Origin of the sequence: Kitasatospora sp. NRRL B-11411, from assembly GCF_000721345.1 — a bacterium.
Lineage (GTDB): Bacteria > Actinomycetota > Actinomycetes > Streptomycetales > Streptomycetaceae > Kitasatospora > Kitasatospora cineracea.
Genome location: NZ_JOGH01000088.1, coordinates 1 through 22,086, shown reverse-complemented (window position 1 = coordinate 22,086; position 22,086 = coordinate 1). Strand labels below are relative to the sequence as shown.

Genomic DNA, 22,086 nt, shown 5'->3' with positions numbered 1-22,086 from the left:
GAAATCGGCAGGGACAATCGACGCCGCCCGTTATTCTGGGGCCAACCCCTTAGGTGGTCCGCACGAGGAGTTGCCGATGCCACACGCCCGCGGTCCGAACGTCGCACTGCGCGGCTGCATGGCGGAGGCCGGGTGGAACGGCCCCGCGCTGGCGGCCGCGTTGCAGAAGGTGGCCCGGGAGAGCGGCTTCAGCGTGGGCTACGACCGGACGACGGTGGCGCACTGGCTGTCGGGCACCCAACCCCGGCCGCCCGGGCCCCAGTTGCTGGAGGAGGCGTTCGCCCGGCGGCTGGGCCGCCCGGTCTCCCGCGGCGAACTCGGCCTCCAGCCGGCCGAGCGGGCCCCCGCCGAGGAACCGGACCACGAGCCGACCGACGCCTTGACGGGGCTGCGCCGGCTGCATTCCTGGCCGAGTTCCAGCGAACCGCCGGACGAGGCGTTCCAGCCCCCGCTGTTCCAGATCCGGATGCTGCCCTCCCCCCGCCCCCCGGTGAAACCGGCCGCGGGCCCGGCGCCCGGCCCGCCGCTGGTCCCGGCCGGCCGCCGCCCCGGCCCGGAGCGGGTGGGGGCGCGGCAGGTGGAGGCGGTGCGGGAGATGACGGCGTTCGGCGCCCGGCACTACGACGGGTACGGCGGGGCGATCGCCCGGAGCCTGCTGCTGGGCTACCTGCGCGACCACGTGCTGCCCTGGGCGAAGTCCCCGTCGGGAGACCGTCGGCACCGCGAACTGCTGGTCGCCGCCTCCCAGTTGGTCCGCCTGGTCGGGCGGACGTACACCGACGACAACCGGCACGGGGAGGCCCAGCGGCACTACTGGCTGGCGTACCAGCTGGCTGCCGAGGCGCAGGACGGGCAGGCCCAGGCGATGGCGCTGCGCGACCAGAGCACCCAGGCCGGGGCGCTCGGGCACCAGGCGTACGCGGCCCGGCTGGCGGACGCGGCAGCCGAGCACCTGCCGGCGGACGCGGCCCCGGGCGTGCGGGCCTTCGTGCTGGCCCAGCAGGCGGTGGCGGCGGCCCGGCTGCGCCAGGCCGCCGAGGCGCTCAAGCACCTGGAGGGCGCGCAGCAGTGGGCCGGGCGGGCGGCCGCGGAGGGCGGCCCGCACCGCTACCCGGAGCCGGCCCTGCTGTACCAGGCCGCGCAGGTGCACCGCTCGCTGCGGGCCACCGACCTGTCGCTGTCGTACCTGCGGGCCTCGCTGCGGGCCCGGCCGGCCGGCGAGCACCGGACGATCGGGGTGTCGCTGCTGCAACTCGCCCACCTGGAACTGGACGCGGGGAACATCCACCAGGCCCGGCGGGCGTACGCGAACTTCCGGGAGCGGCAGGACGCGCTGCGCTCCCCGGCCACGACGCTGCAACTGACGCGCTTGGAGGGCCGGTTCGCCCGGCTGGGCGGGTAGCGCGCCCCGGTCCGGGCAGCCGGAGGTCCGGCCCGGCCGCGGGGTGAGGCGTCCGGGCCGGGTGCTTGGCGGGCGGGGCGCCGGGTGATCAATGGGGGCATGAACGATCCCTCGTACTACCCGCTGGTGTCGCCCGCTCCCCCGCCGCCGTCGCCGCCGTCCCCGGAGGCCCCGGCCGCAGCCCGCACCGCGGCCGTGCCCGCCGTCCCGGTGGCGGCGGCCGTCCCGGTGGCGGCGGCCGTCCCGGTGGCGGCAGCCGTCCCGGTGGCGGCAGCCGTCCCGGTGGCGGCAGCCGTCCCGGTGGCGGCAGCCGGCGGTGACGGGCCGTCGCCGGCCCCGGCCCCGGGCCGGGCGGGGTACCCGGGCCGGGGCCGGCGGGGGCCCTCCCGGGGCGGGGAGGGGTTCCCGTGACACGTCCGGCAGACGTGCCCGGCAGGCGCGTTCGTGCTCGCGCGCCCAGCAAGCACGTTCAACGGACGTGCTCAGCAGACGTGCACAGCAGACGTGCTCAGCAGGCGTGCTCAGCAGGCGCGTTCGTGCTCGCGTTCGCGTTCGCGCTCGCCGAGGACGGGCACCCGGATCCGGCCGGTGGAGCGCACGGGGACGCGGCCGACGGGTGCGACGGGGCCGGTGGGGCGGACCCGGTAGCGGTTGAGGTGCTGGCGTTCGGCCTCGCGCAGCGGGCGGCTGCGCCGGGTCGCGGCGTCGGTCGGCACGGTGACCGTCCGGGCCTGGAAGACCATCTGTCCGCGCCGCCGGGCCTCGCAGGTGGTGCTGATCGAGGACCGGCCGAGCCGCTCCACCCAGATCTGCACGGGCAGCGGGGTGGGGCAGTGGTAGAGCGGGGAGCGGTAGTCGATCTCGTGCCGGGCGATCATGAACCCGTCCTCGAACAGGTCCTGCCCCTCGGTGTCGTCGTACAGCAGGCAGTAGACGGCCTCCTGGACGTACTGGAGCACCTTGAGGTTGTTGACGTGCCCGAAGGCGTCCATGTCGCCCCAGCGGGTGCGGCACATGTAGGTGTACAACGGTCAGCCGTCCGTTCGGTGCTCGGAGCGGAAGCCCAGGCTGCGGCGCAGGTATCCGTAGGCGTACGGGGAGCGGTGCAGGGCGGTGTCGTGGCCCTGTTCGTAGACCTCGGCGGCGGTGTCCAGGACGGCCCGGCCGAGGGCCCGCTCGGTGCGGCGGCAGAGTTTCTCCAGTTCGGCCAGCCGTTGGGCGGCGGGCAGCCCGGCGAGGGCGGCGCACTCCCTCTCCACGTGGTCGACCCCGTCTCGGTGTTCAGCCATCGATTCCTCGTTTCCGGTCGGCTTTGGTGCCCGGTTCACAGGCGCGGTTCACAGGAGGGTCCAGCAAGGAATTTCATCGTTGGGGGGAAGGAGCAGCGGCATCGTTGACGCTGAATGCCCTTCCGGTGATCAAACTCGATCAGGAACCAGCCGGAAACGGCGAATTGTGCGGTCTTCCGTTGAAGATCACGTCATTTCCGACGGTTTTCAACGCCTTCCGCCGACCACCCGCAACACACCCCCGCGCACGCACCCGTCCACCCCCGCGCACGCACCCGTCCACCGCCGGGGACCGACCCGGACGGCGGACCACGGCCGACCCGGACGGCGGACCTCAGCCGACCAGGGCGAGCCCGAGCACCGAACCGGGCAGCGCGGCGACCACCAGCCCCTCGGGGGTGACCGCGAGGGTCCGGACGGCCGCACCGAGCCGGAGGTCCGCGCCGCGGTGCCGCTCGCCCCAGCGGCGCAGCCGCAGCAGGCCGTCCGACCAGGCGGCGGCCAGCAACAGCCCGGCCGGGGTGGCGGCGAGGGCGACCGCGGTGACCGGCCAGGGGCGCCGGTCGACGGGGGCGGGCAGCGGCGGGCGGCCCGGCATCCAGGTCCACACCCGGCCGTCCTCGCCGCCGCTGGCGACCAGGGTGCCGCCGTCGGCCGCGGCCGCGCCCAGCGCGGTGACCGGGCCCTCGTGCAGCGGGACGTCGGGGCGGTGGGCGGTGCCGGTGGCGGTCTCCACGCAGTGGGTGAGGCCGTCCGGGCCGCCGAACACCAGCACGCCCTCGTGCCCGGCGACGGCCGTGCACGCGCCGGGGAGCGCCGGGGAGCCGTCCGGGAGGGCGGGCGCGCCGCGGACGGCGAGCGGGCGCAGTTCGCCGGAGGCGTTGAGCAGCAGGGCGCCGCCGAACGGGGTCGCGGTCAGCGCCCGCGGGTGCGGCTCGACGTCCGCCCCTGCCCCTCCTGCGGTCAAGGGCTCGACGGGGCCGAGGAGTTGGCCGGTGGCGGGGTCGGCCAGGTGCAGTCCGGCGCCGTCGGTGAGCAGCAGGTGTCCGGCGTGCGGGCCGAGGCCGAGGGCGGCGGCGCACGGGCCGGTGGCGGGGAGGTGCTGCCAGACGGCGTGCCAGCGGGTGTCGGCCTGCCGGGCGAGGTCGGCGCAGTGCGCGGCGGCGGCGTCGTGGCGGCCGGTGAGGTGGGCGTGCAGGACGGCGGCCCGGTCGGCGGGGCGGGCGGTGGCGGCCCGGTCGGGGGCGGCCCGGCGCCAGGCCGCGGCAAGCGGGGTGGGGGGCAGTCCGGCGTCCTCGGCGCGCTGGAACGCGGCGGTGACGGTGGCGGGTTCGGCGTGCAGCAGCAGGTCGATCTCATCGAGCATCGGGCTGCCCGGGTCGCCCGCGGAGGCGTGCCGGACCAGCAGGGCGAGGCGTTCGGGGTCGCTGGCGGCGAGGTCGGGGCCGCCGTCGGCGCGCACCGGGATGCCGCCGGCCACCTCCCACATCATCGCGGCGTGGTCGACCGGCGGGCTGTCGGCGGCCACCAGGTCGGCGAGCGGGGTGGGGCGCAGCCGCCAGCGGTCGGCCATCGGGGGCGGGGGCAGCAGGTCGGCGGCGGCGGCGACCCCGGCCGGGTCGGCGCCGGGGAGGGTGGCCCACAGTTCGGCGCTGAGCGGGCCGTCGGCCCCGGCCAGCGCGGTGAGGGCGGCGCGTTCGGCGTCGGGGACGGCCTGCCACCAGGCGGCGGCAAGCGCGGCGACCCGGTCGGCGGGCGGCAGGGCCGGGTCGGGGGCGGCGCCGGGGGTGCGGGCGGCGAGCTGGGCCAGGCCGGGGCTGGGGTGGGTGGCGGCCGGGTCGACGGGGTGGCCGGCCAGGCCCGCGCACCAGGCGGCGTACTGGGCGGGGTCGGTCCACTGCGGCTGGTCGAGGTCGAGGACGGCGCCGGTGGGGGCGGCGTCGGCGAGCAGGTCGGCGGCGGGACCGTGGGCGGCCTCGACGACCAGCAGCAGCCAGGGCACCGACAGCAGCGGGACGAGCAGTTCGCGGGCCAGGCGCTCGGGGGTGCCGGGCAGCCGGGGGCCGCCGGCCCGGTCGAGGTCGGTGACCACGACGGTGCGGGGGGTGCCGTCCTGCAGCGCCTCCAACAGGTCGGCGGGCTCGCCCGCGGTCAGGCCGAGCAGGTCGGCCAGCCGGGCGGTGGCCGAACGGACCGTCAGCCCCTCGGCGTCCAGCAGTGCGTGGACTCGGCGGCCGGGCCGCGGGTGGTCGGGCGGGCAGGCGGCGGCCAGCCAGGTCAGCAGGTGGGTGCGGCCGCTGCCGGAGGACCCGGCGATCCGGCACAGCCGGGGCGCGCGGCCGTCCTCCAGCCAGGACAGCAGCGCCCGCCCGGCGGGCCGCCGCCCGGCCCCGAGCGGAGGCAGGCCGGGGGCGGGCGCGTCGGCGGGGACGTCGGCGGGGACCGGTTCGGGCAGCGGGCGGCCGTGGCGCGGGTTGGGACGGTAGGCACCGGGCCGGCCGGCCGCGTCGGCGGGCGGGGTGCTGCCGCGGACGGCGTGCACCGGGATCCGCCCGGCCGGGTCGAGGCCCTCGTCCAGCAGGTACTGCCAGGCCGCCGGCCCGTCCGGCCCCCGGGTGTCCGCCTCCGCCCGGTCCGCGAGTCCGACGCCGGCGCGGTTGTCGCTGTCCACGTGTGCCTGTCCTTCGTGTCCGTCCCCGTCGGCCGTCCCCCTCGGCGGGCGCCCGGACGCAGCCGGGTGTTCCCCGGCTCGTCGCGGCAGCGTCACTTCCGGCCGCGCACAGCGTACTTGAGGTGCGCGGACATTCGTTCGGGGGCGGTACACCGGTATGATCCCGGCCACGAGCGGCACGGCGACCGCGGCGACCACGGCGGCAGGAGAGCCACGATGAGCGGGCATCCGGCACGGCCGGCGGACGAGGCGGCGTCACCTGCCCCTACCTCTGCCCCTGCTCCTACTTCTGCCCCTGCCGCCGTCTCGGAGCGGGCGACGCGGGAGTACGCGGAGCACCGGGAGCTGCTCTTCGCCCTGGTCTACAACCTGCTCGGCAGCGTCGCCGACACCGAGGACGTCCTCCAGGACACCTGGCTGGCCTGGGCGGCCCGGACCGCCTCCCCCACGGCCGGGGCGGTCGAGCACCCGAAGGCGTACCTGGTGCGGATCGCGGTGAACCGGGCGCTGGCCCAGCAGGCCGCGGTCAGCCGGCGCCGCGAGACGTACGTCGGCCCGTGGCTGCCCGAGCCGCTGTTCGGCCCGGCGGCCGCGGCGGGCGGCGGGACGGACGGCGCGGCGCAGGACGTGGCGCTCGCCGCCGAGCGGGCCGAGTCGGTGTCGATGGCGCTGCTGGTGGTGCTGGAGACGCTCTCGCCGCTGGAGCGCTCGGCGTTCGTCCTGCACGAGGTGTTCGGGTACAGCGGGGCGGAGATCGCCGTGATCCTGGGCCGCAACCCGGCCGCGGTACGGCAGTTGGTGAAACGGGCCCGCGAGCACGTCCGGGCCCGCCGCCCCCGCTACGAGGCCGCCCCGGACGTGCGCCGCCGGGTCACCGAGCGCTTCCTGGCCGCCGCCCTCGGCGGCGACCTGGCCGCCCTCCTCGAACTCCTCGCCCCCGACGTCACCCTGATCGGCGACGGCGGCGGCAAGGCCCCCGGCGGCCGGCGCCCGCTCACCGGCCGCGCCAAGGTCGCCCGCCTCCTGACCGCCCTCTCCGCCAGGCCCGCCCCCGCCCTCCACCTCACCTGGCGCGACGTCAACGGCGCCCCCGCCGCCGTCCTCTCCGCCTTCGACCGCCCCTTCGCCGTCCTCGTCCTGGACCTCGCCCCGGACGGCGACCTGGTCTCCGGCATCCACGCGGTCTCCAACCCCGACAAGCTCCGCGGCCTGGCCTGAACGGACAGACCTCTCAGCGGTACTGCGGGACGGCCCGCGCCGGAGCGTCCAGCCACGGCACGGCGCCCTCCGCCCTGACGGTGAGCCCGAACCGGCCCGGGCCCGGCCGGCCCCGGCCGTGCCACCAGGCGAGGGCCCGCTCCACGAGCTGCCAGAGCCGACGGGGCCCGGCCTGGTACACGACGGCCTCCGGCTCCCCGGCCCGCCGCACCGCCGCCGCCCACGACCGGTCGGCCAGACCGTAGCACCACACCACCGCGGTGCCGTCCTCCTGCCGGTGCACCAGGTGCGTCACGTCCGGTACCGCCAGCCCGACGACGAACCGCTGCACGGCCCAGCGGTCGCCGAGGTCGTCGGCGGTGAGCGCCGTGCGGTGCCGGACGTCGGCGCTGCCGGGGAACTCCGGCACGTACACGGCGTGTTCGGGGAACGCGAGGCGCTGGTCCCGCGCCTTCATGAACTCCACCAGCCCGGTGAAGCGCCCGCAGGCCGTGCCGTCCGGCCCCACCGCGAGCTTGACCACGGCGTCCAGCGGGCTGAAGTCCGTGCCCCAGGGCACGAGGACGACGCCGCCCGGCCGGGACTGCGCGATCCACGCCTGCGCGATCTCCCGGACGCCGTACGTCACGACGACCCGGTCGTACGGGGCGCCGTCAGGACCGCCGAACTTCCCGTCGCCGACCAGCAGTTGCGGCGCCAGAGCGGCCCGTTGCAGGTGGGCGGCCGCCAGCGCCGACACACCCCGGTCGCACTCGACGCTGACGACCTGCCGCGAACCGAGACGGTGCGCCAGCAGCCCCGTGTTCCAGCCGCAGCCCGTCCCCACGTCGAGCACCCGCAGTCCCGGCCGCACGTCGAGGTCGCGGAGCATCGACGCGACGACGCTCGGCATGCTGAGACTGCTGGTCGGCACCACGCCCGGTTCGGGCCCGCCGTGCGCACCGTCGTCCCACTGCGTCACCAACGGGACGTCGGCCTCCGTCGCGGCCCGCCAGGCCGCCGGGTCCGCGTCCCGGTCCACCAGCACGCTGCGGCCGCTCGCCATGTCGTGCGACCAGACCCGCGGCGGAGTGAACAGCGCACGCGGCACGGCGTCGAACGTGTCGACCCAGTCCGGGGACAGGTGCCCGGTCGAGAGCAGGAACCGCCCCGGTCCGAAGCCGGAGCGGCCCACCCCCTCCGTCTCCCGGAGGCCATCGGTCACTTCCGGTGCCCCCCGTTGCCGGGCGGCGCACTGCCGTCCGGCGACGGCGGGGCCGGAGGCGGCGGCGGTTGGATCGGCGCGGGGTTACCCCCGTGCCCGCCATCGGCGTCGAGCATGCGAACGACCTCCCTGCATCGGCGGAACCGGCAGCCGGACGGCCACCGGATTTCACGGTAGGGACGGCCGGGAGGGCGTTCTAGCCGGTTTCCCGTTCCCGCAAGAACTCGTCCCGGATGCCCTCGACCATGCTGCGCATGTCCTCCCCCGCCGAAGCAGCCGACGAGAACCCCTCGAACTTCCGCACGTAGAGCTCCACGTCCCGGGGATCGGTCACCACCAGTTCCGCGTGGACGGTTTCCACCGTCACCAACCTGTCGTCCCGGACGACGAACGAATGGCCTGGCACGTCCTCACGGAAACCGGCGAGCGGCACCACTCGCACATCGACGCCGGGCAACCTGGAAACGGAGACGATCCTGTCCAACTGTTCGGCCATCACCGCAGCCGGTACCAGGCCCCACCGGAGAACGGATTCCAGGATCACGAACTGCAGCGTCCTGGCCGGATCGTAGAGGACCACCTGCCGGTCGAGGCGGCCACGGACGGCACGGGACAGCTGTTCCTCCCCGAGGTCCCTCCTGGCGAACACCGCCCGCGCGAACTCCGGGGTCTGCAGGAGTCCGGGGACCAGGGACGTCTGGAAAACCCGCAGCAGCGTCGTGGTGCTGTCCATCGCCTTGATCTGCCGCTGCTTGCGGTGGTACCCCAACCGCCGGTACAGCCGCCAGGCCGTCGCCTCGGTCGCTTCCGCACGGGCGGCGGCCAGGTACTCGGCCTTCACCTCCTCCGACACTCCGATCGCGGTGAGGATCCGGTCCACGTCGGCGACGGACACTACCGTCCGCCCGTTCTCGATCTTGCTCAGTTTGCTCGCCGACATGACGGCGCCGCGAGCCACCGTCTTGGCCTCCTTGCCGGAAGCCTCCCGCAGCACCCGCAGCGCCGGTCCCAACTCCGACCTGTTCATTCGCCGAACTCGGCCCACCAATCGGCGAACGGCACGGCCTGCGCGAGTGCCGCGTCCCGGTACGCCTCGAACTCCGGGGCGCGGTCTCCCCCGTAGAAGTCGGCTCCCAGGTATCCGCCGGCGCCGTCGTAGTTCATGACCGCGACCTCCTCGCCGTCGAAGAGCCAGAAGTCGGGCACGCCCCGAAGCGGGTTCTCCCGTTCAGTGGTGTCGAGGATGAAGAACTCTTCCCCGGCCGCCATGTTGCGGCGGTATCCCCAGGACAGCTCGAAACGCAGGTAGTCGGTCAGCGGCCGCGACAGCACATGCACCCGGTACATCCTCCTACCGGAACGTACGGCCTCTCCGACCGTGGTCACCCAGGAGGAGTTCCGGTACTCCTCGGGCTGCTCCTCGCCCGCCAGGAACGCCCGGTAAGCCTCCACGCCACCGGACCTGCTGTAGTCGTCCAGGGCTTCCAGCCGGAACGCTTCGCTCCTGAACCCGGCGAACATGTCACCGAGGGTCTTAGACGAGCCGATCACGGACCGCCTTCCGGATCAGCTCCACGGGAATCTCCACCATGGTTTCGTGCCCGGGGATTTCGCGGCCGTGGTCGGTGATCCGCTCCCCCTGCACGGCCAGCGTTCCCCGGTCCGTGCGGTAGAGCGTAGGACAGTCGCCCTCGTCGCACGAGCTCAGCAGTACTTCCAACCTCACAGTCGTCCCCCCTCGTTGACGGATGCCGCACTCGATGTTTCCGACCCGGCGGTCACAGGGTCAAGGCCCCTCGCTTTCCGGAACTGGAAACCGCCCCGGCCGGGGAGGGCGCACGCCCCCGGCTCCTGGGGCGTGCCGGGATTGACGGGTTGTCGGATTTTTTCGCAACGAGGTGTGGGGTTCCAGGTGGGCAGTTACGATCTGCGGCAGTTCAGACCAGTGCCTCGGCTTGTTGGAGTGGGTGAACCAGCTTGCGAATCAACACACTTGATCCTTCGTCAAGTCCGCTTGCGGCCTTCGGCTGGCAGTTGCGCGAGCTGCGCAAGCGGGCGCGCCTCAGCCAGGACGAGCTGGGGGCCCTGGTCAGGTACACCGGCGCCTACATCTCGTTGATCGAGAACGGGAAGCGGGTGCCGCCCGCCGGGTTCGCCCGGGCCGCGGACCAGGCGCTCGGCGGCATGGGGACGTTGGAGAGCACCTGGTTCCTGCTGGGGCACACCACGCTGGTGGAGGGCTTCCCGGAGTACATCGTGCTGGAGGCGAAGGCCCGGTTGGTCCGCCTGTTCAAGGCCGGCATGGTGCCGGGGTTGGCGCAGACCGAGGAGTACGCCTCGGCGGTGGAGGCGGGCTACGTGGCGCGCGGCAGCATCACCGCGGAGCAGGCCGAGGAGCGGGTGCGGGTCGTACTGGTCCGGCAGGCTTCGTTCGAGCAGCCGGACGGGCCCCGGCTGCACCTCGTCCTGGACGAGAGCTGTCTGCACACCGTGATCGGCGGCCCGCAGGTGATGGTTCGGCAACTCGACCACCTGCTGGCCCTGGTGGACCATCCGAAGGTGGTGCTCCAGGTGATGCCGTTCGATCGGGGAACGCTCCGGCCCTTCACCCACTTCCTGGGGTTGCTCTCCATGCCGGACCACGAGTTGCTGGGGTATACCGAGACGCCCCAACGGGGTTATCTGACAAGGGATCCCGACACCGTGGCCACGTGGACGACGGATTACGATCTCCTCCAGGTGGAGGCCCTGTCCCAGGCGGACTCGGCGGCCATGATCCGCAAGATCCGGGAGGGATTCCAGCATGGTGACCAGTCCCAGCACCGCGGCGCTGCGCGCCGCCGCATGGCACAAGTCCAGCTACAGCGGGGGCGGCGGAGAGTGCGTCGAGGTGACGCGTGACTTCGAGGCCGCCCACGGCCTGGTCTTCGTCCGCGACAGCAAGAACCCCGCGGGCCCGGCACTCGGCCTCGCCCCTGCCGTGTGGCGGGAGTTCACGGCGGCCGTCGCGCGCGGGGTCTTCGGGGAGGTCTGAGCCCGGCGGAGGTCTGAGCCCGGCGGCCCCCGAAGGGAACGCCCACCGCTCCCCGGGGGTCCGGGCCTCCGGGGAGCGGTGGGCGTTCGTTTCCGGGCCGGGGCCGGGGCCGGTCGTGGGTTATCCGACGGTGGCGGGTTCGGGCTCCGGGGCCGGGCGGTCCTTGGGCGACCGCGTTCCGAAGGCGCTGACCAGCGCCGCGCCCAGGGCCGCGGCGAACGGCACCCACAGGGCGGCCTGGTACCCGTCGAGGCGTGCGGCGGCCGCATCCGACGCGGTGGCGGCGACGTCGACCGCGGCGGCCGCCGAGAGGCCGAGTGCCGCGCCGAACTGGAACGCGGTGTAGAGGAGCCCGCCGGCCAGCCCCTGTTCCTCCTCCGCGACCCCCTCCGTCGCCGCGATGGTCAGCGGACCGTACGTCAGGGCGAAGGCGACACCGAGCAGCAGCAGGCTCGGGAGCATCGCGAGGTAGGTCCAGTCGGCGCCGACCGGCAGGAAGAGCGCGTACGAGAGGGCGGCGAGGACCAGGCCGCCGAAGATCAGGCGGGCGTTGCCGAAGCGGTCGACCAGCTTGGGGACGACGGTCGGCGAGAGGACCGCGTCGACGCCGATGACGATCATCGCGAAGCTGGTCTGCAGGGTGGACCAGCCGCGCAGTTCCTGGAGGTAGAGGACGACCAGGAACTGGAAGCCGAAGAATCCGGCGGCGAAGAGCAGGGCGGTGAGGTTGGCCCGGACCAGGGCGGCGCTGCGGAGGACGCCGAGCCGGACCAGGGGCGCGGCCGCGCGGCGTTCGACGGCGACGAAGGCGGCGAGGGCGGCCAGGCCCGCGCCCAGGGTGAGGGTGGTCGCCAGCGCCGGGGCGTGGGCCGCCCGTTCGACGCCCAGGACCAGGAGCAGGACGGCCGCGGTGACGGTCAGGCCGCCGGCCAGGTCGAGGCGCTGCCCGGTCCGGTCGGGGCGCGGCGACTTCGGTACGGAGGCCAGTGCGCCGGCCAGGATCAGCGCGGAGAGGACCACCGGCGCGAAGAACACCCACCGCCAGTCGGCCGAGGCGAGCAGCCCGCCCGCCACCAGGCCGACCGAGAAGCCGCCGGCGGCCGTGCCGGAGTAGAGGAGCAGGGCCCGGTTGCGGCGCGGGCCCTCCGCGAAGCCGGTGGTGATGACGGAGAGCCCGGCCGGGGTCATGAAGGCCGCCGCGGCACCGGTCACGAAGCGGGCGGCGATCAGCTGCCAGCCCTCGGAGGCCAGTCCGCCGAGTCCGGAGAAGACCAGGAACACCGCGAGCCAGCCCACGAACATCCGGCGCCGCCCGAAGAGGTCCGCCGCCCGGCCGCCGATCAGCATGAAGCCGCCGTAGCCGAGGACGTAGGCGCTCATCACCCACTGCAGGGTGCCGGTGGACAGGCCGAGGTCCGCGCGGATGGCGGGCAGCGCCACGTTCAGCATGGCGACGTCGATGCCCTCCAGGAAGATCGCGCCGCACAGGACGAGCAGCATGGCCCGTTCCCGGGTGCTGAGGGCGGCGGGTGGCGCCTCGGTCGTACGCATGGCAGGTCAACTCCTGGCGGTGGGAGGGGGGATGGAGGAGTGCCGCCCGTCGGGCGGCCGCTCGTCCACCTTCGGCCAGGGGGCGCGGACGGAACAACGGCGAAGATCTGGACGTTCGTTCAGCGGGGCTTACCGATCCGGCTCATCCGGGAGGACCGATGGAACGCGACGAGGTCGAGTGCTTCCTCCTGCTCGCCGAGGAGCTGCACTTCGGCCGCACCGCCGAGCGGATGGGGCTCTCCCGCGCCCGGGTCAGCCAGCTGGTCCAGCGCCTCGAACGGCGGGTCGGGGCACCGCTGTTCGTCCGCACCAGCCGCCGCGTCGCCCTGTCGGCGATCGGCCGCCGGCTGCGCGCCGACCTCGAACCGCACCACCGGGCGATGGACGCCGCCCTGGCGCGCGCCGTCGCCACCGCGCGCGGCATCGACACCGTCCTGCACGTCGGCTTCGCCAACCCGCTCACCGGCGAGCTCGTGATGCGGGCGACGCAGGCGCTGCGGGGCAGCCACCCCGGCCTCGCGGTGGAGATCTGCGAGGTGCCGATGGCCGATCCGTACGGGCGGCTGCGCGACGGCGGGTTCGACGTCCAGCTCCAGGAGCTCCCGGTCCGGGAGGACGACCTGGGCGGCGGCTCGGCCCTCCTCACCGAGGGGCGCGTCCTCGCGGTGCCGTCCGCGCACCCGCTCGCCGTCCGCGGCACCGTCTGGCTGGAGGACCTCGCCGGCGTCCCGCTGCTCACGGTCGAGGGCGAGCTGCCCGCCCACCTGCGGGAGCACTACGCCCCCGCCCGCACCCCGAGCGGCCGGCCCATCGCCCCCGGCCCCGCCGTGACCCAGTTGCAGGAGGCCCTGGTGCTGGTCGCCGGCGGCCGGGGCGCCCTGCTCACCGCCGCGCACACGGCGGCCTACTTCGCCCGGCCGGGCGTCGCGTACGTTCCCGTCGCCGACGCGGAGCCGGTCGGCTACGGCCTGGTCTGGCGTGCCGGGAACACCACCGGCGCCCTGGACGCCTTCGCGGGCGCGGCCCGCGCGGCGGCGCGGGAGATGGCGCGGGAGATGGCACGGGAGGCCCCGCGGACGGCGGCGCCGGTGTGAGCCCCGGCCGGCCCCGCCGGGCCTACCAGGCGCGGCGGGGCGGGGCCGGGTCGCGGAGGTGGGCGACCAGGGCGCGGCGCAGCTCGCGGTCGTGGTCGGTCTCGACCGGGAGGTCGAGTTGGACGATGTCGACGCCGGCGGCGCGCAGCAGGTTGATCCGGGCGGCGACGGTGGCCGGGGAGCCGGTGTGGGCGCCGGCGAGGGAGCGGCGGATGTAGGCGGCGACCTGCGCGGGGTCGGTGGCGGGGTCGGCGGTGCCGCGTTCGCGGTCGCGGTCGAGGGCGACGGCGTCCAGGTAGCGGGGGGCGTCGGGGCCGGAGGTCAGGCGCAGGGCGTCGCGGCGCAGGCGGCGCAGGTGCTGCTGGGCGGCGGTGTCGGTGTCGGCGAGGACGACGGTGACGTGCCGCCAGATCCGCAGGGTGCGGCCGTGCCGGGCGGCGGCGGCGCGGGCCTGGGCGATCCGCAGCCGGGTGTCGGGCAGCGGGCGGGGCGGGACGGCGTAGACCTGGGCGTAGCGGGCGGCGAGGTCGACGCCGGCCGGGGAGGAGCCGCCGAAGGAGAGCAGTTCGCTGCCGGGGGCGGGGCGCAGGCCGGTGCGGGCGGCGCGGACGGTGTAGTACTCGCCGTGGTGGTCGAGGTCGTCCTCGGCGGCGAGGTAGCGGGTGAGCAGCGAGAGGTACTCGTCGGCGCGGCGGTAGCGTTCGGCCTTGGGGAGGGTGTCGCCGTCGCGGGCGACGTCGGCGTCGCTGGAGCCGATGATCAGGTGGGCGCTGATCCGGCCGCCGGAGAGCCGGTCGAGGGTGGCCAGGGTGCGGGCGGCGGCGGTGGGTGCGGTGGTGCCGATGCGGTGGGCGGCGGCGATCCGCAGCCGGGTGGTGGCGGCCAGCGCCCAGCCGGCGACGGCCCACGGGTCGGGCCAGGAGGAGGACTGGACGACGAGCGCCGAGTCGAGTCCGTCCTCTTCCAACTCCCGTGCGGTGCGGGCGATGTGGGCGGGGTCGGCGGTGCGTTCGCGCGGGTCGGGGGCCCAGCGCAGGGCCTGGCGTTCGGCGGGGGTGCGGCCGGCCACGGGGGCGGCGCGGACGCCGCCGCGCAGTTCGAGCTCCATCGGGTCAACTCCGTTGCGGGCGTGGGGTGGTGGGCGGGCCGCCGGGCGGCGGCGGCCCGCCCGGGGACAGTCGGCGGGGCTGCTCACCGGGCGGCGGGCCCGAGCCGGGCGAGGGTGTCGAGCAGCCGGGTGCGGCTGGTGAACACCTCGGGCGGCAGCGAGACGTACAGCTGGATGGCGGTGACGCCGGGCTGCTGGTAGCGCAGGATCTGCTCCCGGCACTCCTCGGGGGAGCCGTGCAGGAACAGCGCGTCGACCACCTCGTCGGGCAGGGCGCGCTGGGCGCCCTCGTGGTCGCCGTCGGCCCAGCGCTTGTGCGTCTCGGCGAGCAACTCGCCGTTGCCGAGCCACTGGTGGAACTTGCGGTAGGGCTCGCGGTTGAGGATCCAGGCCAGGAAGGGGCGGCTGGCCCGGTGGGCGTAGGCGGTGTCCTCGGTGGGGCAGACGAACACCTTGACGACGAGTTCCTTGCCGGGCGGCTGCGGGCCGACCGCGTCCAGCACCTTGGGCAGGTCCTGGGCGCGCAGCAGGTTGGTGATGGCGCCGTCCCCCTCGGTGAAGCCGAGCCGGAGCATGCCGGGGCGCAGCGCGCCGAGGATCACCTTGACCGGGTCGGCGGGCGGGTGGGGCAGCCGGTAGCCGGTGATCGAGAAGGTGTCGAAGTCCCCGGCGACGTGCTCGCCGCGCAGCGCGGCGGTGAGGAAGCGCAGCACGTCGCGGGTGCGCTTGAACGGCTCGTCGAACGGGATGCCGTTGATGTCGGTGACGTGCGCGGGCACCGAGGCGCCGATGCCCAGCAGGACGCCGCCGGTGGAGAGTTGGGCCAGGGTGGCGGCGGTCTGGGCGAGCACGGCGGGCCCGCGGGTGTGCACCGGGACGATGCCGGTGGCGATCCGCAGGTGCGGGGCCCAGGCGGCGGTGGCGGCCAGCGGGGTGAAGGCGTCGGTGCCGCCGCCCTCGGCGCTCCACACGTCGCCGTAGCCGAGGTCGGGGAGCCGCTCGACCAGGAAGCGGTGCCGGTCGATGGTCAGGCCGGGCAGCGGCAGGGTGATGCCCCAGGCGGGCGGGGGCGCGGTGGGGTGGGCGGTCGGGTGGGCGGTGGTCATCGGGGGCCTTTCTGCGCTGCCGGTCGGGTGCGGGTGGTCACTTGCCGACCGACACGGTGGTGAGGTCGAGGAACCAGGACTGCGGCTGGACGAGTCCGTGGACGGTGGGCGCGAGGGCGCGCGGGTTGCGGTCGTTGACCACGAACAGCCAGGGGGCGTCCTCGGTGACCTGGCGCAGCGCGGTGCGGTAGGCGGCCTGCCGGGCCCCCTGGTCGGGGTCGGCGGCGGCGGTGGCGATCAGCTGGTCGACCTTGGGGCTGGCGTAGTGGCCGGTCCAGAACGGGCTCTTGGAGCCGATGAACAGCGGCAGCAGCGCCTCGGACTGGAACAGCGTGGTGGACTGGGCGATCGCGTCGGAGCCGAGCGCGACCTCGCCCTTGGCCTCGGCGCCGATCAGGGTGGTCCAGTCGGTGGTGCGGATCTCGACCTTGATGCCGACGGCCGCCAGGTCGCGCTGCAGGGCCTCGGTGATCGGCACCGGCAGCAGGTTGCCGGAGCCTCCGGTGGGCACCGTCACCGAGGTGGCGAAGCCGTTCGGGTAGCCGGCCTCGGCGAGCAACTGCTTGGCCTTCGCCGGGTCGTGGCCGTACCGGTCGTCGGCCGGGTCGTAGGCGGCGGTGGCGCGCGGCGCGGCCTGGAACGCCGGGTCGGCGGTGCCGTGCAGCAGGTTGGTGGCGATGGCCTGCCGGTCGATGGCGTAGTTGGCGGCCTGCCGGACCCGGGCGTCCGCCCACGGGCCCTTGGTGGTGTCCAGGATCCAGTACCAGAGGTGGTCGTAGCTGTTGGAGAGGATCTGCGCGCCGGCCGCCTTCAGGCCGTCCAGGTCGTCGGGGTTCGGGTACTCGATCCAGTTGACGCCGCCGGAGCGCAGCGCGGCGGTGCGGGCGGCCGGGTCGGGCAGCGCCTTGACGACGAGGCGGTCGAGCTTGGGGGCGCCGCGCCAGTAGTCCTTGTTGGCGGCCAGTTCGACCTGCTGGCCCTCGGTCTGCGAGACGAAGCCGAACGGGCCGGTGCCGACGGGGTGCTGGGAGAAGTCGGCGGTGCCGGTCTTGCGGACGGCGGTGGGGCTGGCGATCAGCACGTGCGCCAGGTCCTCGGGGAAGTGGCCGTTCGGGCCGGTGGTGACGAGTTCGACGTGGGTGTCGTCGGTCTTGCGGTAGGACGCGATGTCGCCCGCGTACTCCTTGGCGGCGGCGCCCAGCGCGTCGGTGTACTCCGGGCTGGACTTGTCGAGGTAGCGGTGCAGGTTGAACAGCACCGCGTCGGCGTCGAAGGGCGTGCCGTCCTGGAACTTGACGCCCTTGCGCAGCGCGAACGTCCAGGTGACCTTGTCCGGGGCGACCTGCCAGGACTCGGCGAGCGCGCCGGTGACCTGCGGCGGCTTGTCGGTGTCCTTGAGCAGCTCGTAGCGGGTCAGGCCCTCGTAGATCTGGAAGCTCAGCAGGCGCTTGCCCTCGAAGCCGGCGCCGCCGATCACGGTGTCCAGGTTCGGGAGCTTGCCGGTCGCGCCGATCACCAGCGTCCCGCCGCCGGCGCCCGCGGCGTCGCCGCCCGCGGAGGTGGAGGCGCAGCCGGTGGCCGCCAGCAGGACGGCGGCGGCCACCGTGGCGGCGGCTCTGGAGCGGCGGGGGGCGTGCTCGGTCATGTCGGGTCCTCGTTCTTGTCGTTCGGTTCGGCGCTGTGCGCGGCGTTGCGAAGGGTCTTGGTGGTGCGGAGGGTGACGTGCGGGCCGGAGGCGTCCAGCAGGGCGCGGGTGTAGGGGTGGTCCGGGGCGGTCCACAGGTGCTCGGTGCGGCCCTGCTCGACCACCCGGCCGGTGCGCAGCACCAGCGTGCGGTGCGCGAAGCGGGCCACCGCGGCGAGGTCGTGGGAGACGAACAGGTAGGCGGTGCCGGTGCGTTCGCGCAGCTCGGCCAGCAGGTCGAGGAGGCGTTCCTGGGTGTCGCGGTCCAGCGCGGAGGTCGGCTCGTCGCACACCACCAGGGCCGGTCCGGTCGCCAGCGCCCGTGCCACCGCGACGCGTTGCAGCTGGCCGCCGGACAGTTCGCGCGGGAAGCGGCGGGCCAGCTCCGGCGCCAGGCCCACCCGGCGGAACAACTCGGCGGTGCGGTCGGCGCGTTCGCGTCGCGGGACGCCGTGGGCGCGCAGCGCGAAGCCGACGGCCTCGCCGGAGCGCAGCGCCGGGTTCAGCGAACCGCGCGGGTGCTGCGGCACGAACTGCAGCCTGGCCCGGACGTCCCGGTCGGCCCTGGCCCGCAGGCGGGCGGGGTCGCGGCCCTCGAAGGAGACCGTGCCCGCGTCGGGGCGCACCAGTCCGAGCGCGAGCCGGGCCAGCGTCGACTTCCCGGACCCGGACTCGCCGACCAGTGCGACGCTCTCGCCCGCGTGCACCTCGAGGGTGACGTCGGTGACGGCGGGGCGGTGGGCGTAGCTCTTGGAGACGGCGTCGAGCCGCAGCAGGGCGCTCATCGGGAGGACTCCCTCGGGGGGACGGCCAGGGGCGCGGGGTGCGGCGGTTCGGGGGCGGGGTGCGGCGTCGGCTCGGGGTTGCCGTCCCGGCCGGAAGCAGCACGGGCTTTCCGCTGGGCTCCGACCGGCAGCAGCACGGACTCGCCGTTCCCCGAGCCCCTGACGGGGCTCTCCGGCCGTGGCCCGGGGCCGCCGTTGCCCGGTGCCCCGGCGGGGCTGCTGCTCTCCGGCACCAGCAGTTCCTCGGCCGGGCCGGTCGCGGTGAGGCGGCCGTGGGCGAGGACGGCGACGGTGCCGCCGATGCGGGCGGCGGCGGCGAGGTCGTGGGTGACGAGGAGGAGGGCGAGGCCGCGTTCGGTGCGCAGGGCGGTGAAGAGGTCGAGGACGCGGGCCCGGACGAGGGTGTCGAGGGCAGTGGTGGGTTCGTCGGCGATCAGGAGTTCGGGGCCGCCGGCCATGGCGAGGGCGAGGGCGGCGCGTTGGCGCAGGCCGCCGGAGAGTTCGTGCGGGTGGGCGTGGGCGGCGCGTTCGGGGTCGGGGAGGCCGGCCGCGGCGAGCAGCGGGAGGGCGGCGGCGCGGGCGGCCCGGCGGGTGCCGGCGAGGCCGTGCACGCGCAGGACTTCGGCGAGTTGGGCGCCGATCCGGCGCAGCGGGTCGAGGGTGGCGGAGGGGTCCTGCGGGACGTAGCCGATGCGGCGGCCGCGGATCCGGGTCCAGTCGCGTTCGGTGCGGCCGAGCAGTTCGGTGCCGTCGAGGCGGATCGAGCCGCGGACGGTGCCGGTGCGCGGGGTGAGGCCGAGGACGGCCCGGGCCAGGGTGGTCTTGCCGCTGCCGGACTCGCCGAGCAGGACCAGGGCCGCTCCGGCTGCGAGGCGGAGGTCGACGCCGTCGAGGGCCCGGACGCCGCCGGGGTGTTCGACCGTCAGTCCTTCGACCGTCAGCAGGCTGCTGCCGCTCACCGGGCGGCCTCCGTTCCGGTGCCGAGGCGGGTCCGCAGGCTCTCGCCGAGGGTGTTGAAGGCCACCGAGACGGCGAGGATCACCAGGGCGGGGAGGGCGGCGAGCCAGGGGTGGGTGAACAGCGCGGGGCGCAGTTCGTCGAGCATGGCGCCCCACTCGGGGGCGGGCGGGGCGACGCCGAGGCCGAGGAAGGACAGGCCGGCGGCGTAGACCACGGCGAGGCCGACCAGCGAGGTCGCGTAGACCAGGACCACGGGGGCGACCACGGGCAGCACCTGACGGAGGATCAGGGCGGGGCGGGTCGCGCCGGAGACGGTCGCGGCCTCCAGGTACTCGGCGGCCCGGATCCGGCGGGTCTCGGTGAACGCGACCCGGGCGACGGCCGGGGTCAGCACCACCGACAGGGCCAGCACGGTGGCGCCGGGGCCGGGGGTGAGCAGGGTGGCGACGGCGATGGCGAGCAGCACGCCGGGGAAGGCGTACAGCACGTCCAGGCCGCGCAGCAGGGCCTGTTCGGTGGCGCGGCCGGCCAGCGCGGCGGTGATGCCGATCAGCGCGCCGGCCAGGGCGGCGACGGCGACCGGGAGCAGTCCGGCGACGAGCGAGGGGCGGGCGGCCCAGAGCAGGCGGCTGAGCAGGTCGCGGCCCTGGCTGTCGGTGCCGAGCGGGTGGCCGGGGGCGCCGGGGTCGAGCAGCCGGTCGGCGAGGTGTCCGGCGGTGGGGTCGGCGGGGGCGAGCAGCGGCGCGGCGAGGGCCAGCAGGACGGGCAGCAGGGCCCCGGCGGCGGCCAGCGCCGTGCCGGGGGCGCGCCGGACGGCGGCGAGAAGTCGGCGGGCGGCGCCGGGGACGCGTCCCGCGGTGGTCGTCGTGGTGGTGGTCGTCATCGCGGGTCAGCTCCGCACTCGGGGGTCGATCGCGGCGTGGGCGGCGTCGACCAGCAGGTTGACGCCGACGAAGGCGGTGGCGACGAGCAGCACGCCGCCCTGCACGAGGGGCAGGTCGCGGGCGGTGAGCGCGTCGTACAGCAGGCGGCCGAGGCCGGGGCGGGCGAACAGGGTCTCGACGAAGACCACGCCCTCCAGCAGGTAGGCGAGTTGCAGGCCGCCGATGGTGAGCAGCGCGGGCGAGGCGTTGTGCGCGCAGTGCCGCAGGACGGCGGCGCGGCCGAGGCCGCGGGCGCGCAGGCCGTCGGCGAGGTCGGAGCCCAGGACGGTGGTGAGCGCGGCGCGGTGGACCCGGGCGGTGAGGCCGAGCGGGACGAGGGCGGCGGCGGTGGCGGGCAGCACCAGGTGGCGCAGCTGGTCGGCGGGGCCGCCGCCGGTGAAGGCGTCCTGGGTGCCGCTCGCGGGCAGCAGGTGCCAGTGCACGGCGAACACGGCGGTGAGCAGCAGGGCGACCGAGTACTGGGGCGCGGAGACGGCGAGGGTGGCGGCGGCGCCGGTGAGGCGCTTGGTCCAGCCGTGCGGGCGCAGCGCGCCGAGGGTGCCGAGCAGGACGCCGCCGGCCAGCACGAGCGCGAAGGCGGCACCGGCCAGCACCAGGGTCTGGCCGAGGGCGGGCAGCAGCAGGTCGGCGACCGGGCGCTGGGTGGAGACGGAGGTGCCGAGGTCGCCGGTGAGGGCGTGGCCGAGCCAGTCGAGGTAGCGGACGGGCAGCGGCCGGTCGAGGCCGATCCGTTCGGCGAGGGCCTGCCGGGCCTCGGCGGGTGCGCCGGGGCCGAGGAACGCGGTGACGGGGTCGCCGGGGACGAGCGCGACGGTGGCGAACACGACGACGCTCACGCCGAGCAGCGTGGGGACGGCGAGCAGCAGGCGGCGCCGCAGGAAACGGGTCACGGGGCGGCCGGGTCGGCGGTGGCGGCCGGGTCGGCGGTGGCGGCGGGCATGGTGCGGGGTCCTCCGGTTCGGACGGCGGGGGCGCGGCCGGCGCCGCCCGGGGCTTGTCCGGACCGAGGCTCGCGGACGGTGCGCGGGGCAGCCAGCCAGGCGTTCGTGCTGTTACCCGTGGTCATAGGAGCGGGGGTGCCGGGTGGCGCGGTGGGGGCGATGTCCGGGCGGTGGACCGTCCTTGACCGTCCCTCAACGGCGGAAATAGGATTTCCCTATGGCTTATCGGCGGACCGACTTCACCCTCTGGGGAATCGGCGGCTCGTGGCACCGCAGGTGCTTCGACGAGACGTGTCGCCCCGGCACGGTGCGCCGCCCCCGGCCCTGACCCGGCCCCCGGCGCCCCGCCCGCCCTCCGCGGGGTCGGCGCCCGTCCGCGTACCGCCGCCGATCCCCCGCTCCGCGCCTCCGCCGCCTTCGAGGGGACCGATCCGCCATGCACCCGCACCCCGCCACGCCCTCCCGCCGGGAGGCCCCGTGCCCGCGCTGACCCGCGGCTCCGCCCGGGTACTGCGCCACCGCGCGCACCCGCAGGACGCCCTGCACACCGAGATCGACAACCCGCTGGACCTGCTGGCCGGCCACCAGCTGCTCACCGACGCCGCCCGCACCGCCCCCGAACCGGCCTGCGCCTGCGGCCACCCGCTCTGCCCCACCGGCCCCGCCCACCGCACCGCCGCCACCCGGGTCTTCCTGGTCGAACGGAACCCGGTGGTCAGCGCCGGACTGCGCAGCGTCCTGGCCACCGCCGCCGACCTCGCCGTGATCGGCTCCGCCACCGACCCGGCGCACGCCGTCCGCTCGGTCCACCGCGCCCGCCCCGACCTGGTCCTGCTCGGACGCGGCACCGACCTCGACACCGACCTGGCCGCCGTCGCCGCCCTGCGCCGCCCCGACGGGGCGCCCGACGCCCGGGTCCTGCTGCTGCGCCGGGCCGAGACCACCACCGAGGCCAGCCGCATCCTGCTGGCGGGCGCCAGCGGCGGCTTCCCGCTCGACCTGCCCCCCGAACGGATCGTCGACGCCGTCCGCCTCGCCGCCGCCGGCGGCACCCTCTTCCTCCCCGCCCCCACCCCCGTCCGCCCGCACCCCACC

The 22,086-nt window shown here is 75.7% G+C and carries 21 protein-coding genes and 1 pseudogene; 7 read left to right on the top strand and 15 right to left on the bottom strand.

The features are described from left to right. The first annotated feature begins 76 nt into the window (after nucleotides 1–76). Both IH44_RS0129070 and IH44_RS46765 read left to right on the top strand, forming a co-directional pair. Entirely contained in the window at nucleotides 77–1,402 is a 1,326-nt protein-coding gene (locus IH44_RS0129070; protein WP_030462731.1) for a hypothetical protein, read from the top strand. A 99-nt stretch (nucleotides 1,403–1,501) separates the two neighbouring features. Then, nucleotides 1,502–1,813, top strand: a complete 312-nt coding sequence (locus tag IH44_RS46765; RefSeq protein WP_030462730.1) for a hypothetical protein — start codon at nucleotides 1,502–1,504, stop codon at nucleotides 1,811–1,813. 110 nt (nucleotides 1,814–1,923) lie between these two features. Here IH44_RS46765 and IH44_RS0129060 read toward each other — a convergent pair whose 3' ends face one another. The 3 genes from IH44_RS0129060 to IH44_RS0129050 form a co-directional block, all read right to left on the bottom strand. Beyond that, the gene (locus IH44_RS0129060) at nucleotides 1,924–2,430 is read right to left on the bottom strand and encodes a thioesterase family protein (RefSeq protein WP_051817466.1); all 507 of its coding nucleotides are present in this window, start codon (nucleotides 2,428–2,430) and stop codon (nucleotides 1,924–1,926) included. Nucleotides 2,431–2,433: 3 nt separating this feature from the next. Next, a complete protein-coding gene (locus IH44_RS0129055) occupies nucleotides 2,434–2,691 on the bottom strand; it encodes a hypothetical protein (RefSeq protein WP_123562220.1) in 258 nt (85 codons plus the stop codon). A gap of 334 nt (nucleotides 2,692–3,025) precedes the next feature. After that, the gene (locus tag IH44_RS0129050; protein WP_030462727.1) at nucleotides 3,026–5,362 is read right to left on the bottom strand and encodes a hypothetical protein; all 2,337 of its coding nucleotides are present in this window, start codon (nucleotides 5,360–5,362) and stop codon (nucleotides 3,026–3,028) included. Between the two features lie 216 nt (nucleotides 5,363–5,578). Here IH44_RS0129050 and IH44_RS0129045 point away from each other — a divergent pair, with 216 nt between their 5' ends. Next, entirely contained in the window at nucleotides 5,579–6,580 is a 1,002-nt protein-coding gene (locus IH44_RS0129045) for a sigma-70 family RNA polymerase sigma factor (RefSeq protein ID WP_081967191.1), read from the top strand. 13 nt (nucleotides 6,581–6,593) lie between these two features. Here IH44_RS0129045 and IH44_RS0129040 read toward each other — a convergent pair whose 3' ends face one another. The 3 genes from IH44_RS0129040 to IH44_RS0129030 form a co-directional block, all read right to left on the bottom strand. Then, a complete protein-coding gene (locus tag IH44_RS0129040; protein WP_081967190.1) occupies nucleotides 6,594–7,784 on the bottom strand; it encodes an rRNA adenine N-6-methyltransferase family protein in 1,191 nt (396 codons plus the stop codon). 196 nt (nucleotides 7,785–7,980) lie between these two features. Beyond that, entirely contained in the window at nucleotides 7,981–8,811 is an 831-nt protein-coding gene (locus IH44_RS0129035; protein WP_035956720.1) for a helix-turn-helix transcriptional regulator, read from the bottom strand. Next, nucleotides 8,808–9,335, bottom strand: coding sequence for a DUF6879 family protein (locus IH44_RS0129030; RefSeq protein ID WP_107066648.1), 528 nt, complete (start codon nucleotides 9,333–9,335; stop codon nucleotides 8,808–8,810). The genes IH44_RS0129035 and IH44_RS0129030 overlap by 4 nt, the downstream gene beginning before the upstream one ends. Before the next feature lie 426 nt (nucleotides 9,336–9,761). Between IH44_RS0129030 and IH44_RS0129020 the strand changes: the two genes are divergently transcribed. After that, the gene (locus IH44_RS0129020) at nucleotides 9,762–10,685 is read left to right on the top strand and encodes a helix-turn-helix transcriptional regulator (protein ID WP_051817464.1); all 924 of its coding nucleotides are present in this window, start codon (nucleotides 9,762–9,764) and stop codon (nucleotides 10,683–10,685) included. Next, nucleotides 10,675–10,818, top strand: coding sequence for a DUF397 domain-containing protein (locus IH44_RS49830; RefSeq protein ID WP_327059426.1), 144 nt, complete (start codon nucleotides 10,675–10,677; stop codon nucleotides 10,816–10,818). Before IH44_RS0129020 ends, IH44_RS49830 begins: the two co-directional genes overlap by 11 nt. Before the next feature lie 120 nt (nucleotides 10,819–10,938). Here IH44_RS49830 and IH44_RS0129010 read toward each other — a convergent pair whose 3' ends face one another. Then, nucleotides 10,939–12,369 carry an MFS transporter gene (locus tag IH44_RS0129010; protein ID WP_035956718.1) on the bottom strand — a complete coding sequence of 477 codons (1,431 nt, stop codon included), beginning with the start codon at nucleotides 12,367–12,369 and terminating at the stop codon, nucleotides 10,939–10,941. A 158-nt stretch (nucleotides 12,370–12,527) separates the two neighbouring features. Between IH44_RS0129010 and IH44_RS0129005 the strand changes: the two genes are divergently transcribed. Next, a complete protein-coding gene (locus IH44_RS0129005) occupies nucleotides 12,528–13,463 on the top strand; it encodes a LysR family transcriptional regulator (protein ID WP_030462718.1) in 936 nt (311 codons plus the stop codon). A 22-nt stretch (nucleotides 13,464–13,485) separates the two neighbouring features. Here IH44_RS0129005 and IH44_RS0129000 read toward each other — a convergent pair whose 3' ends face one another. The 8 genes from IH44_RS0129000 to IH44_RS46760 all read right to left on the bottom strand — a co-directional run bounded on the left by IH44_RS0129000 (nucleotide 13,486) and on the right by IH44_RS46760 (nucleotide 21,116). Next, complete coding sequence (locus IH44_RS0129000) at nucleotides 13,486–14,571, bottom strand: LLM class flavin-dependent oxidoreductase (protein WP_030462717.1); 1,086 nt, start codon at nucleotides 14,569–14,571, stop codon at nucleotides 13,486–13,488. 83 nt (nucleotides 14,572–14,654) lie between these two features. Further along, on the bottom strand, nucleotides 14,655–15,677 hold the full coding sequence (locus tag IH44_RS0128995; RefSeq protein WP_051817460.1) for an LLM class F420-dependent oxidoreductase: 1,023 nt from the start codon (nucleotides 15,675–15,677) through the stop codon (nucleotides 14,655–14,657). Nucleotides 15,678–15,714: 37 nt separating this feature from the next. After that, nucleotides 15,715–17,322, bottom strand: a complete 1,608-nt coding sequence (locus IH44_RS0128990) for an ABC transporter substrate-binding protein (protein WP_030462715.1) — start codon at nucleotides 17,320–17,322, stop codon at nucleotides 15,715–15,717. Next, a complete protein-coding gene (locus IH44_RS0128985; RefSeq protein WP_051817458.1) occupies nucleotides 17,319–18,146 on the bottom strand; it encodes an ABC transporter ATP-binding protein in 828 nt (275 codons plus the stop codon). The genes IH44_RS0128990 and IH44_RS0128985 overlap by 4 nt, the downstream gene beginning before the upstream one ends. Further along, on the bottom strand, nucleotides 18,143–19,105 hold the full coding sequence (locus tag IH44_RS0128980; protein WP_051817456.1) for an ATP-binding cassette domain-containing protein: 963 nt from the start codon (nucleotides 19,103–19,105) through the stop codon (nucleotides 18,143–18,145). The genes IH44_RS0128985 and IH44_RS0128980 overlap by 4 nt, the downstream gene beginning before the upstream one ends. Beyond that, nucleotides 19,102–19,989, bottom strand: coding sequence for an ABC transporter permease (locus tag IH44_RS0128975; RefSeq protein ID WP_051817454.1), 888 nt, complete (start codon nucleotides 19,987–19,989; stop codon nucleotides 19,102–19,104). Before IH44_RS0128975 ends, IH44_RS0128980 begins: the two co-directional genes overlap by 4 nt. 6 nt (nucleotides 19,990–19,995) lie before the next feature. Next, the gene (locus tag IH44_RS0128970) at nucleotides 19,996–20,940 is read right to left on the bottom strand and encodes an ABC transporter permease (protein ID WP_030462711.1); all 945 of its coding nucleotides are present in this window, start codon (nucleotides 20,938–20,940) and stop codon (nucleotides 19,996–19,998) included. Beyond that, nucleotides 20,937–21,116, bottom strand: a complete 180-nt coding sequence (locus IH44_RS46760) for a hypothetical protein (RefSeq protein ID WP_157852502.1) — start codon at nucleotides 21,114–21,116, stop codon at nucleotides 20,937–20,939. The genes IH44_RS0128970 and IH44_RS46760 overlap by 4 nt, the downstream gene beginning before the upstream one ends. Before the next feature lie 352 nt (nucleotides 21,117–21,468). Between IH44_RS46760 and IH44_RS0128965 the strand changes: the two are divergent. Further along, nucleotides 21,469–22,086 (top strand): annotated as a pseudogene (locus IH44_RS0128965) (response regulator transcription factor); the annotation flags it as partial.